We start from the raw sequence: 12329 nt of genomic DNA, 5'->3' as shown, positions 1-12329 counted from the left end.
CCGCGGCGCCGGGGCGGCGGGAACGAACGTGACGTCCGATTTCCGCTGGCCCCGGCGCCGGGCCCGACCCACACTGGACGCGTGAGCGATCAGGACACCAGGGGCTCCCGGGGCGACAGCACCTTCTCCGACACCAGGTACGAGGCCGTGCGCAGCCGCGACGCCCGTTTCGACGGCGAGTTCTTCTTCGCCGTCGCGACGACCGGCATCTACTGCCGGCCGAGCTGCCCGGCCGTCACCCCCAAGCGCCAGAACGTCCGCTACTACGCGACGGCCGCGGCCGCGCAGAGCAACGGCTACCGCGCCTGCCGCCGCTGCCGCCCCGACGCCGTACCCGGCTCCGCCGACTGGAACGTCCGCGCCGACGTCGTCGGCCGGGCCATGCGGATGATCGGGGACGGCGTCGTCGACCGCGAGGGCGTCGGCGGCCTCGCCGTCCGCCTCGGCTACAGCGCCCGCCAGGTCCAGCGCCAGCTCACCGCCGAACTCGGCGCGGGCCCCGTCGCGCTCGCCCGCGCCCAGCGCGCCCACACCGCCCGCGTGCTGCTCCAGACCACCGGCCTGCCGGTCACGGAGATCGCCTTCGCCGCCGGATTCGCCAGCGTACGGCAGTTCAACGACACCATCCGGGCCGTGTACGACCTGACGCCCACCGCACTGCGCGCCGCCGCGCCCACACGCGGGGGCGGCCGCGCCACCCCCGCCGCGGGCATCCCGCTGCGCCTCGCCCACCGCGGCCCCTACCAGGCCACCGCGGTCTTCGACCTGCTCGCCGAAGAGGCCCTGCCCGGCGTCGAGGACGTCATCGGCGAGCGCGGCACCCGGACCTACCGGCGCACGCTGCGGCTGCCGTACGCCTCCGGGATCGTCGCCGTCGAGGAGCGCGACCCGCGCCGCGGCGGCGACACCCACCGCTGCGGCTGGCTCGACGCCCGCCTGCACCTGAGCGACCTGCGCGACCTGACCACCGCCGTGCAGCGGCTGCGCGGGCTCTTCGACCTGGACGCCGACCCGTACGCCGTGGACGAGCGCCTGGCCGCCGACCCCCGCCTCGCCCCGCTCGTCCGGGCCCGCCCCGGCCTGCGCTCACCGGGCGCCGCCGACCCGGAGGAGTTCGCCGTGCGGGCGGCGGTCGGGCCCGCGGCGGCCCGCCGTCTCGTCGTCGAGTTCGGCACGCCGCTGCCGTCGCCGTGCTCCACCCTCACCCATGTCTTCCCCGCCCCCGAGGCCCTCGCGGGACGGGTTCCCCTCGCCGCCGCCCTCGCCGAGGGGGCCGTGCGCCTCGACGCGGGCGCGGACCGCGACGACGCGGAGCGTCAGCTCCTGGCGGTGCCCGGCGTCGGCCCGGCGGTGGCCGCGCTCATCCGGATGCGGGCCCTCGGGGACCCGGACGTCGCCGTGCCCGGCGAGGTGTCGTCCGACGGGTGGCGGCCGTGGCGGTCGTACGCGCTGCGGCACCTCCGGCGTGCGGCGGAAGAGGGGGCTCGGATCGCTGACCCTCACCCCCTCTCGGCCTGAACCGGCGCCTTGGGCCTGGCGCTTCGGGCCTGGCGCTCCGGGCCCTGGGCTTCGTGCATCGTGTCTCGCGCCCCGGGCCTTGCGCCTGATGCCTCCTGCCTGGTGTCTCCTGCCTGGTGTCTCCTGCCTGGTGCCTCGGGCTTGGTGCCCCGCGCCTCGTCCTCAGGCGCCGGACGGGCTCCTGGCGTTCCGCCGCGCCCGGCGGAGCGCGTACCAGCCCGCGGCCGTCAGGGCCGCGGCGAGCGCCGCGGCGCCGGTGACGGTCTGGCCCGTGGACGCCAGGCTGCCGCCCGGACCGGGGCCGGGGTCCGAACCCGCCTGCGGTCCGGGGGAGTTCGGGTCACCGGCCGTGTCGGAGGCGCCCCCGCCCCCGGCCGCTCCACCGCCGTCGGCACCGCCCGAGCCGGGCCCTGCGGAACCGCCGTCGGGGCTGCCGCCGTCGTCCCCGGGGCCCTCGTCGCCGGGTCGGCCGTCGCCCGGGGCGTCGTCCCCCGGCCCGCCGTCGCCGGGCCCGCCGGTGTCCGCGAACGTCACCGGCACCCGTACGTCCTGCGAACGGTCGTCCGGGCGGGTGTGGTCCGCACGGGTGGCGAGGACGCAGCGCGTCCTGCGGCAGTCCGTGGAGCCGTCCCGCGCGTCGACCGTCAGGACGACCTCGAAGGAACCGTTCTCGCCGTAGGGCGTGGTGAGGTCCGCTCCCTGCGGCGGCGGGTCGTCGGTGATCCACGCCGACGCCTTCGACGCGCCGTCCGTGGCCGCGCCGCCGACGCACGGCGTCGGCGTCCTGCCCGGCCCGTTGTCGACGCACAGGGCCGCGTAGACGCCCTTGCCCCGGTCGTAGCCGGTGCCGGACACGGTCAGCCTCTGCTTGCGCACCGCCAGGTCGCGCGCCGGTGCGACGGTGAGGCGCTGCCCCTGGGGGCCGGTCGCGGAGCCCGTGCCGCCGGAACCCGCGCGCACCGTCAGCGTCGCCGGCTCCGACCGGGCCGTGCCCGCGTCGTTCGTGAACTCGGCGCGGAAGCGCTGCCCGTCCTGCTCCGCGCGCGCCTTGAAGGTGTACGAGGGTGAGGTCGCGCCCGCCACCGGCTGCCAGGAGCGTCCGCTGTCCGTGCTCCGCAGCCACCGCACGGAGGGCTCCGGCGCGCCCTCTGCCCGCGCGGTGAACGTGACGCGGTCCCCGGTGTCGGCGGTCGCGTCGGCGGGGGACTCGGTGACCTTCGGCGGGGTGTTGCGCTCGATCCGGGAGACGAGGCCCTCGGCCGGGCTCGTCACGAACACCTCGGCCCCGCCCGGCGCGACGGCGACGGCCGCCGACCCGAGCTGGGCCTCGTTCCCCGGCAGCGGGACCGGCTCGGCCACCGGCTTCAAGGTGGTGGTGTCGAGGACGGTCAGGGAACCCCGGCCGTCGTAGTCCGGCGCGTCCGGGTCGCCGACGTCCTGGCGTGCCACGTACGCGCGCGGGCCGTCGAACGCCACGTCCCTTGCCAGGTCGGGGCCGCCCACGGTCCCGCGCACGGCACCGTCGGGACCGAACACCGTCACCTCGTCCTGCCGCCCGACCCACACCGAACCGGTCGCCGGGTCGACGGCGGTGAAGCCCTCCGACCCTTCCCGCACGGGGAGTCGGACGGTCTGCCGCACCGTGAAGGAGGCGGTGTCGACGCGGTACAGCTTGTTCCCGGCCAGGTCCGCCGACCACACCGACCCCCGTGCGGCATCGACGGCGAACCGGCCCCCGCCCGGCAGGGTCAACGACCGCCGGGCGGTGCCGGTGGCCGTCTCGACCTCCGTGAGCGCGGCACCCTGGGCGACCAGGACGGTCCCGCCGGCGCCGGGGGCGGGGCCGGGGCCCACGTCGGTCACCGTCGGGCCCGTGAGCCAGACGCCCCGCGCCGCGGTGTCGCCGTCCTTGGCGGTGCCGAGGCCCTTGAGCGGATAGTGGAAGACGACGCCGTCGCCCGGCAGCGGGGCCGCGATCCGGCGCACGGCCGACGGGCGCTGCTCGCCGGTGGAGCTGGGCGCCGTCGCGGTGTGGCCGCGCACCGTGCCGCGGGTACGGTCCAGGACGTACAGGCCCATCTCGTTGACGTCCGGCGTCGCCGGGTCGTTGTCGGAGCCGACGTACAGCTTCCGCGACTCCGGGTGGAGCAGGACGTCGAGGGGTTTGCCCGCGGTGGCGAAGTCGTCCGTGCGGCGGTAACCGAGCTTGCCCGTACCGGAGTCGGAGCCGGAGTCGGAGCCGGAGTCGGAGCCGGAGTCGGAGCCGAAGTCGGAGCCGGAGTCGGAGTCGGTGGCGGTGACGGCGTGTGCGCGATCGCCGTCGCCGCCGTCACCGCCGCCGCCGTCGCCTTCGGAGGCGTGGTCACCGGAGGCGGCGGACGAGTGCCCGCCGGAACCGGCGGACGGTCCCGCGCCCCCGGGCACGAAGCCGGTGGAGAGCGCGGCGAGCGCGGTCAGCACGGCAAGGGCCGGCACCGACGCGGTCCGTGGCGTGCTGCGTCTCATGCGTGGCCGTCCCGCCTACTGGAAGGTGACCGGGATGTGCACGTCGTACTTGCGGTCGCCGGAGTCGAAGTGGTCGGCGCGTGTCACGATCGCGCACTCCACCGTCTCGCCGCACACCTGGCCGTTGCCCAGGTCCGCCTTCACATGGATTTTCACGGAGAAGGCGCCGCCCGCCTTGAACCTGGAGCTGTTCGGCACCGTGCCGCCGCCGACGTTGGACACCCAGTGCGAGGCGCCGGTCGTGCCGGACTGGTCCTGGCCGCCCAGACACGGCGTCGGCTTGTTGGCGCCGGGCGCACCGGAGACCGCGCAGAGACCGACGTACACGCCCTGCCCGGTGTTGTACCCCTTGCCGGACACCGTGACGTTGGCGCCCGCGGCCGCGGCGGAGTCGGGGCCGGTGAGCTGGAGCCGGTACGTTTTGCCGCCGTCGCTGATGGTGCGCTCGACGGTGACGTCGGCGGCGGCGGCCGTACCGGCGAACGCGGCCGTGAGCGCGGCGGCGGCGAGGACGGTGACACAGGCGCGGGTGCGAGTGCGGGTGGGCATGGGTGACGGCACCTCTCTGGGTGTCAGGGGGAGACACGCCGGAGCGGATCTCCACTTAGGTAAGGCATACCTAAGTCGCTCTGGCTTGCGGTGTCAACGCCGCCCCCTCCGGCGCCTCACACCCCGCCCGCCCCGGGGCCCTCCAGCCCCCAGCTGTGGATGCGCCGCGGATGGATGCGGATGACCTCCTCGCTGAAGTGCGGGCCCAACTGGTGCGGCCCAGTGAGCAGTTCGGCGTCGCCGCGGATGTCGACGCCGCGCACCCGCCACGGCCGTTCGCTCACGATGTCGTCGACGACGAGCGCGACCTTCGGGTTGGCCAGCAGGTTCCGCCACTTCTTCGTGGTGCCCATCGCCTGGCCGCCGATGAGGATGGTGCCGTCGTCCTGCGGGTGGAAGCCCACGGGGTTGGCCTGCGGCTGCCCGTGCGGGTCGACGGTGGCGAGCCTGCCCAGACGCCGGGACGAGAGGTACGCGCGCTCGGCCGCGCTGAATTCGGTCATGGGGCGAGGCTGGCACGCGCCGCTCGCCGAGGACATCCCCACTCCCGGCACGGGTGTCGCAAGCGGTCACGATGCTCCCGTCCGCCGCGAAGGTCGCCGTGCTCCCGTCTGCCGCAAGCGGTCGCGGTGGTCCCGGCCGTCTGCCGGCGTCCCTGCGGGTACGGGCGTCTCACCCGCCGCCCGCGACCACCGCCCCCACCCACGCCCCCACGATCAGCAGACACGCGAACAGCTCCGCGAACACGTTCCACCCCCCGGCCCGCAGCGCCGTCCGCACCGCCGTCACGGCCTCCCCGCGCCCCCCGAGCCGCGCCCGCTCGGACAGGTACAGGCCGCCGAGGAACCCCGGCAGCGCGCCGACCACCGGCACCAGGCAGAACCCGAGCAGCGCGCCGCCGCCCGCGAAGGCGGCCATGCGGTGGGTCGCGCCCGACTCCCGCAGCCGCCGCGGGGGCAGCTGCCAGCGCACGGCCTGGGAAAGGAGCAGCACCACCGTCGCGCCCACCAGGACGCTCCAGGCGAGCCCGTTCGGCTCCTGGAGCGCCCACCACAGGACCCCGGCCCACACGAGCCAGGACCCCGGCACGCCGGGCACAAGCACTCCGCACAGGCCGAGCAGCATCACCACGCCGACCAGCAGGAGTTCCCACGCTCCCATCTGTTCAGGGTGCAGGAGCGGATTCGGAACCGCAGGTCGGCGTCAGTCCGCCGCCCCCACGGAGGCCGTGGGGGCGCGCCCCGCACCGGCCGCCTCCCGGGCCACCCAGCCCCGTTCGTAGGCGTGCCAGCCGAGCTGGAGCCGGGTCGTCACGCCGGTCAGCTCCATCAGCCGCTTCACCCGGCGCTGTACGGTGCGCAGGCCCAGGTCGAGCTGTTTCGCGACGCTCGCGTCCGTCATCCCGGCGAGCAGCAGCGAGAGCACCTCCAGATCCGTGCCGTCCGGACCCTCGGCGCCGCTCTCGCGCACCGCGCCGCCCTCGCCGAGACGCAGCGGAAGGGCGGTGCGCCACACCGCCTCGAACAGGCCCGTGAGGGATTCGAGCAGGCCGCTCGCGTGCACCACGAGCGCCGCGGGTTCCGCGGTGCGCGACGTCAGCGGCACCATCGCGAGGGTGCCGTCCGCGACCACCAGCTTGGTCGGTACGCGGTCGGCGACCCGGATCCGCTCCTCACGCCGCATCGCCGCCGACACCTCCAGGAGGCCGGTGGACGCCGTGAGCACCTCCCGCTCGATCACGACCCGGTAGCGCACGCCCCGGTTCGCGGCCTGCTCCTCGGCGTCGTTCTCGACGCCCGTGACCGCGACCGGTCTGCCCGTCACCAGGGCGCACACCTCGCGGCTCGCGCCGAGCTGCAACTGCAGGAAGCGCTGGGCGACCGCGGCGCCGCCCGTCACCACCTCGACCAGGTCGTGCACGGTGGGTTCGGCCGCGCCGGCCCGGTACTCCTCCGCGAGGAGGGTCGCCGCGAGCTCGGCCTTCTCCAGCTCGTGCCGGTGCTGGGTGAGGAGCGCGCCGAGGGCCACTCCCGGGGGCGCCGCCACCCAGCGGCCCGCCCGGCCCGAGGCCTGCGCGGCCAGGCCGTGCCGCTCCAGGCGGCGCAGCGCGCGCTCCGTCTCCGGCTCGGCCAGGGTGAGCCTGCGCGCCAGGTCGGGCACGTCGGCCGCGCCCACCGACACCAGTGCGCGGTACGCCGCCTCGTGCGTCTCGTCCAGCCCTATCGCTGCCAGCATGCGCAGCCGTCCCTCCCCGATGGCCCTCCCGTGGGCGCGGCCTTCCGATCGTCATGGCGCGTTCGCGTGCCTGTGGCGGGAAAGAGCCACGGCGTAAACCCGCCGTGAACATCATCCCCGCTGGACCCGGCGGTCTGCCAAGGTGCCCAGGTGCCGGGCGGTCCTCCCGTGGGGGGTGGGGCCGCCCGGCGTGCTGCGCACCGGCCCCGCTCCGCCGTGGATTTCCGGATGCACCGTTTTCGTACGGGCTGCGCGGTGGACAATGGGGGGATGAGCCAGCAGGGGGAGAGGCACACGGGTCACGGAGCCGATTCCGGCCAGTCCGGCACCTCGGACGGCCCGGACCGCTCACACCGCGCGGACCGCTCACACGGCTCCGGTCAGTCCGGCCAGTCCGGCCAGGAGGACGACTGGTGGGGCCAGTTGTACGACGAGTCCGAGGGCGACACGGGCCCCGCCGTCGCGCCGGACACCCTGGACGACCGCTTCACCTCGGCCGCGAACGCCGTCTCCTCCGGGGGCGACGATCCGGCTGCCGACACCGCGTCGTCGTACGGGGTTCCGCCGCAGCGCAGCGGCGAGGACGCTCCGGCCGCGCGGGGGGCCGCGCCGGGTGGGCGCGACGCGGCTGCTTCCGGGGCGCCGGGGCCGGCGGATTCCGTCCCGGAACGCCGACGTCAGGACTCCGGTCCGGGCGGCCGCGACGCTTCCCCGGACGGCGACCGTCAGGCCTCCGAGCCCGGTCGTCGTGACACCGCCCGGTACGGTCGGGATCCGGTGCCCGGTGCTCGTGACGCTGCTTCGGGTGGGAGCGGCGCGGCTGCCCCGGATCGGGGCGACGCGGGGCCGGGACCGCGTGACGCCGCGTCGGGGCGCCGGGATCCCGCGCCGAGCCGCGAGGACGCTGCGCCGGGCCGCCAGGATGCTGCGCCGAGCCGCGAGGACGCCGGGCCGGGCCGTCAGGACGCCGAGCCGGGCCGCCAGGGTGCTGCGCCGAGCCGCGAGGACGCCGAGCTGGGCCGTCAGAACCCCGCGCCGGGGCCCCTTGACCCTGCCTTGGGGCGCCGGGATTCCGTGCCGGGGCCGCGCGACGCCCTCTCAGGTCGTCAGGACTCCGCGCAGGAGCGCCGTGGTCCGGCCTCCGGGCGCGATGACTCGGAGCTGGGACCGCCGCGCGACACCGCCTCGGGGCGCCGGGACGCAGAGCAGGGACCGCGCGACGTCGTCCAGGCCCACCGGGACACCGCGCCGGGCCCCCGCGACCCAGCCCCGGGAAGCGAGGACCCCGCCCTCTCCGGCCAGGGCCAGGCGGAGCCCGACACGCACCGGAGGGACCCGGCCCCTGCCCGGCGGGAAGCCCTCCCGGACTGGCTGACGACTCCGAGGCACCGTCCGCCCCCTCCCGCCACCGAGCCACCCCAACCCGCCGAACCACCGGCGCCCGCGCCTCCCTGGACCCCAGCCTCGGATCGCCCGGCCTCGGACCGCCCGGCCTCGGATCGCCCGGCCTCGGATCGCCCGGCCCAGGGATACCAAGCCTCGGCACCTGCCCCAGCCTCGGAACCTGCGGCCCCACCCCCAGCCTCGACCCCGGAGCCCCGACACCCGGACCACCTGGCACCGGGACACTCGGCCCTTGCACCGGGACACTCGGCCCCGACCCCGGGACACTCGGCCCTGACCCCAGAACCCCCAGCCCCAGCCTCAGCCCCGCCACACTTGCCCCCGGAACCCCCGCCCCCAGGACCCCCCACCGCAGGACCGCAATCTTCCGGCCCCGCCCAGGACGTCCCGGCCCCACCGGCAGCGCACCCCCGCACCCCGGCGACCCCGGGCCCCCAGCCACCCCCGCGCCCGCCCGCGGAGGCACCCGGCCCCTCATCCGAACCGCCCTCGCCGCGCCGCCCGGCCACCCCACCGCCACCGGCGGCAGCTCCACCCCCGCCCAGGCCCCCGGCTGCTCCGACCCCGCCCCGGCCCGCGGCGGAGGCCTCCCGGCAGGAGCAGGCGGCCGACACAGCTCCGCCCAGGCCCGAGGCCACTCCCGCTCCGCCTCGGCCCGCGGCAGAGGCCTCCCGGCCGGAGCCGACAGCCGCTCCACCCCCGCCCAGGCCCGAGGCCACTCCCACCCCACCCCGGCCCGAGACAAAGGCCCCCCGGCCCGACCCGGCAGCCGACGCACCCCAACCCCCACCCCCGCCCGAGGCAAAGCCCCCCAAGCCCGAGCCACACGCACACCCAGCCCCAGCCCCGGAGCCAACCCCAGAGGCACCCGCAGGGGGCGAGGCAGGGGGCGGCGCAGCCACGCCCTTGCCGTTGGCGACCCCCTTCCTCGCGCGGGCCCATGCCGAGGCGCAGCCCCCGGCCTCCTCCCGCAGTGAGCCCTCACGCCCCGCGTCACCCGCGCCGTGGTCCACGCCAGGGGAGCCCGGAGCGGCGGCACCTCGCTTCACCACTGCCGCGGGTCCACAGGACCCCGGCCCCTCGGCCCAGGGCCTCACCGGGCGGCCCGGCAAGCCGGCCACCCCGGCCGGGGCCGCCGAAGGGCCCCGGGCCCCGGGCGGGTCCGGTGTCCCCTCCTATCGCGCCCCCGCTCCCTGGGCCCCCTCCCACGCCCCGACCCGCCCGACGACCTTCCCGGGGGGCCGGAGCACCGACGCGTCCGGCCTTCCGGCGGAGGAAGGGCAGGCGGGCGGGGGCGGCTACGGGGCTCCGGGAGCGCCCGCGTACGTGGGGGACGGGCCGCCGACGTACGAGGCGGAACCGACGGGGCTGCCCGTCGCCGACCCGGACGCTCTCGGCGAGCTGGTCGCCGACACGGTGCTCGACGGCGCCCGCTACGGCAGCAGCACCCTGCGGGCGGTCTCCGCACGGGGCGACTCGGCCCGGTACCGGGGCGAGCCGCGCCGCGACGCGCTGCTCACGGCCCGCTTCGGCAGCGGCGACGAGGCCCTGGTCCTGGTCGCCATGGCCACGGGCGCCCGCGCCACCGCGGGCGCCCACCGGGCGGCGGCCGACGCCTGCGCCTGGATCGGCCGCGCGGTGGGCCGCAGCCACCTCCGCCTCGCCCAGGACATCCGCGCCGCCCGCCGCGGCGACCTGAAGTCGGGCCTGCACCGCCTCACCGACCGCAGCCTCGGCAAGCTCCGCGCCCGCGCCGCCGAACTGGGCCTGGAGCCCGACGAGTACACGGCGTCGCTGCGCTGCCTGCTGCTGCCCGCCGACCCCGAGTGCCGCACCCGGGTGTTCTTCGGTGTCGGTGCGGGCGGCCTGTTCCGGCTGCGCGGCGGCGAGTGGCAGGACATCGAGCCGCGCGTGGCGAGGACCGCGGGCGAACCCGTCGTCGGCTTCGGCTCACCGCCCGCCGAGACCCCCGACGGCGACCGCCTCACCATGGACCTGGGCATACCGACACCCCCGAGCCCGTACGAACCAGCCCCCGCGGGGGCCACGGGCGGCGCCGGCGCGGGCGGGCCGGGCCGCGACCCCGCCCGGGAGCCCTTCCGGTTCCGGGCCTCCGTCGCCCGCCCGGGTGACACGCTCCTGCTGTGCAGCGGCGGCCTCGCCGAACCCCTGCGCGGCGAGCCGGAACTCGCCCGCCACCTCACCCGCCGGTGGGCGGGGGGCGGCCCACCGGGCCTCACCGCGTTCCTCGCCGACACGCAGGTACGGGTCAAGGGGTACGCGGACGACCGCACGGCCGCCGCCGTTTGGGAGGCGTGAGCGGCCCCGCTGTGAATTCATGGACCCAAAGAGAGCGAAGGGGTGCATGAAGAGATGGCCAAGCAGAAGGTCGCCGAGCAGTTCGTCGACATCCTCGTCCGCGCCGGAGTCAAACGCCTCTACGGCGTCGTCGGCGACAGCCTGAACCCCGTGGTGGACGCGATCCGGCGCACCAAGGGCATCGAGTGGATCCAGGTGCGGCACGAGGAGACCGCCGCGTTCGCGGCGGGCGCGGAGGCCCAGATCACCGGCTCCCTCGCGGCCTGCGCGGGCTCCTGCGGTCCGGGCAACCTGCACCTCATCAACGGCCTGTACGACGCCCACCGCTCCATGGCCCCGGTCCTCGCCCTCGCCTCCCAGATCCCCTCCAGCGAGATCGGCCTCGGCTTCTTCCAGGAGACCCACCCCGACCGGCTGTTCCGCGAGTGCAGCCACTACTGCGAGCTGATCTCCAGCCCCCAGCAGATGCCGCGCCTGCTCCAGACGGCCATCCAGCACGCCGTCGGCCAGTCGGGCGTCAGCGTGGTCTCCCTCCCCGGCGACGTGGCCTCCGAGGCCGCGCCGGACAAGGCCGCGGAGACCGCCCTGGTGACGTCGCGCCCCAGCGTGCGGCCCGGCGACGCCGAGATCGACAAGCTCGTGGCGATGATCGACGAGGCCGACAAGGTCACCCTCTTCTGCGGCAGCGGCACCGCGGGCGCGCACGCCGAGGTGATGGAGTTCGCCGAGAAGATCAAGTCCCCGGTGGGGCACGCGCTGCGGGGCAAGGAGTGGATCCAGTACGACAACCCCTATGACGTGGGCATGAGTGGTCTGCTCGGCTACGGCGCCGCGTACGAGGCGACCCACGAGTGCGATCTCCTGATCATGCTGGGTACGGACTTCCCGTACAACGCCTTCCTGCCCGACGACGTGAAGATCGCCCAGGTCGACGTGCGCCCCGAGAACCTCGGCCGCCGCTCCCGGCTCGACCTCGCCGTCTGGGGCGACGTACGCGAGACCCTGCGCTGTCTGACGCCGCGCGTCTCGCCGAAGTCGCACCGCAAGTTCCTCGACAAGATGCTGAAGAAGCACGCGGACGCGCTCGAAGGCGTGGTGAAGGCCTACACCCGCAAGGTCGAGAAGCACATCCCGATCCACCCCGAGTACGTCGCCTCCGTCCTCGACGACCTCGCCGCCGACGACGCCGTCTTCACCGTCGACACCGGCATGTGCAACGTCTGGGCCGCCCGCTATCTCTCGCCCAACGGCAAGCGGCGCATCATCGGCTCCTTCAGCCACGGGTCGATGGCCAACGCGCTGCCGCAGGCCATCGGCGCGCAGTTCACCGACCGCGAGCGGCAGGTCGTGTCGATGTCGGGCGACGGCGGTTTCACCATGCTGATGGGGGACTTCCTCACTCTCGTGCAGTACGACCTGCCGGTGAAGGTGATCCTCTTCAACAACTCCTCCCTGGGCATGGTGGAGCTGGAGATGCTGGTCGCCGGGCTGCCCTCGTACGGGACCGGCAACCACAACCCCGACTTCGCCGCCGTCGCGCGGGCCGCCGGGGCCTACGGCGTCCGCGTCGAGAAGCCCAAGCAGCTCGCGGGCGCCCTGAAGGACGCCTTCGCCCACAAGGGCCCCGCCCTCGTCGACGTCGTCACCGACCCCAACGCCCTCTCCATCCCACCCAGGATCAGCTCCGACATGGTGACCGGGTTCGCGCTCTCCGCCAGCAAGATCGTTCTCGATGGGGGAGTGGGGCGGATGCTCCAGATGGCCCGCTCCAACCTGCGCAACGTGCCGAGGCCCTGACG

Annotated in this window: 10 protein-coding genes; 3 read left to right on the top strand and 7 right to left on the bottom strand. The window is 75.9% G+C overall.

Annotated features, from left to right (window positions below; translation table 11 throughout):
* Positions 1 to 81: 81 nt before the first annotated feature.
* Positions 82 to 1518 carry a DNA-3-methyladenine glycosylase 2 family protein gene (locus GPA10_RS16380; protein ID WP_343040956.1) on the top strand — a complete coding sequence of 479 codons (1437 nt, stop codon included), beginning with the start codon at positions 82 to 84 and terminating at the stop codon, positions 1516 to 1518.
* 162 nt (positions 1519 to 1680) lie between these two features.
* Here GPA10_RS16380 and GPA10_RS16375 read toward each other — a convergent pair whose 3' ends face one another.
* From GPA10_RS16375 to GPA10_RS16345, 7 genes are all read right to left on the bottom strand, one after another.
* On the bottom strand, positions 1681 to 4023 hold the full coding sequence (locus GPA10_RS16375) for an immunoglobulin I-set domain protein (RefSeq protein WP_246259216.1): 2343 nt from the start codon (positions 4021 to 4023) through the stop codon (positions 1681 to 1683).
* 15 nt (positions 4024 to 4038) lie between these two features.
* Positions 4039 to 4572, bottom strand: a complete 534-nt coding sequence (locus GPA10_RS16370) for a hypothetical protein (protein WP_058849299.1) — start codon at positions 4570 to 4572, stop codon at positions 4039 to 4041.
* A gap of 116 nt (positions 4573 to 4688) precedes the next feature.
* A complete protein-coding gene (locus GPA10_RS16365; RefSeq protein ID WP_157166164.1) occupies positions 4689 to 5075 on the bottom strand; it encodes a PPOX class F420-dependent oxidoreductase in 387 nt (128 codons plus the stop codon).
* A gap of 169 nt (positions 5076 to 5244) precedes the next feature.
* Entirely contained in the window at positions 5245 to 5733 is a 489-nt protein-coding gene (locus GPA10_RS16360; RefSeq protein ID WP_157166163.1) for a DUF456 domain-containing protein, read from the bottom strand.
* Between the two features lie 42 nt (positions 5734 to 5775).
* Complete coding sequence (locus GPA10_RS16355; protein ID WP_157166162.1) at positions 5776 to 6807, bottom strand: helix-turn-helix transcriptional regulator; 1032 nt, start codon at positions 6805 to 6807, stop codon at positions 5776 to 5778.
* A 380-nt stretch (positions 6808 to 7187) separates the two neighbouring features.
* Entirely contained in the window at positions 7188 to 7349 is a 162-nt protein-coding gene (locus GPA10_RS16350) for a hypothetical protein (RefSeq protein ID WP_157166161.1), read from the bottom strand.
* Between the two features lie 556 nt (positions 7350 to 7905).
* Positions 7906 to 8133 carry a hypothetical protein gene (locus GPA10_RS16345; protein WP_157166160.1) on the bottom strand — a complete coding sequence of 76 codons (228 nt, stop codon included), beginning with the start codon at positions 8131 to 8133 and terminating at the stop codon, positions 7906 to 7908.
* A gap of 1404 nt (positions 8134 to 9537) precedes the next feature.
* On the opposite strand from GPA10_RS16345, the gene GPA10_RS16340 reads away from it, so the two are divergent.
* Positions 9538 to 10530, top strand: a complete 993-nt coding sequence (locus tag GPA10_RS16340) for a protein phosphatase 2C domain-containing protein (RefSeq protein WP_425505756.1) — start codon at positions 9538 to 9540, stop codon at positions 10528 to 10530.
* Positions 10531 to 10584: 54 nt separating this feature from the next.
* The gene (locus GPA10_RS16335) at positions 10585 to 12327 is read left to right on the top strand and encodes a pyruvate dehydrogenase (protein ID WP_157166159.1); all 1743 of its coding nucleotides are present in this window, start codon (positions 10585 to 10587) and stop codon (positions 12325 to 12327) included.
* Positions 12328 to 12329 lie beyond the last annotated feature (2 nt).

The sequence above is a fragment of the Streptomyces typhae genome (assembly GCF_009755605.1).
Classification (GTDB): domain Bacteria; phylum Actinomycetota; class Actinomycetes; order Streptomycetales; family Streptomycetaceae; genus Streptomyces; species Streptomyces typhae.
Note: the sequence above shows the minus strand (reverse complement) of the source record. Positions and strands in the feature narration are given on the sequence as shown.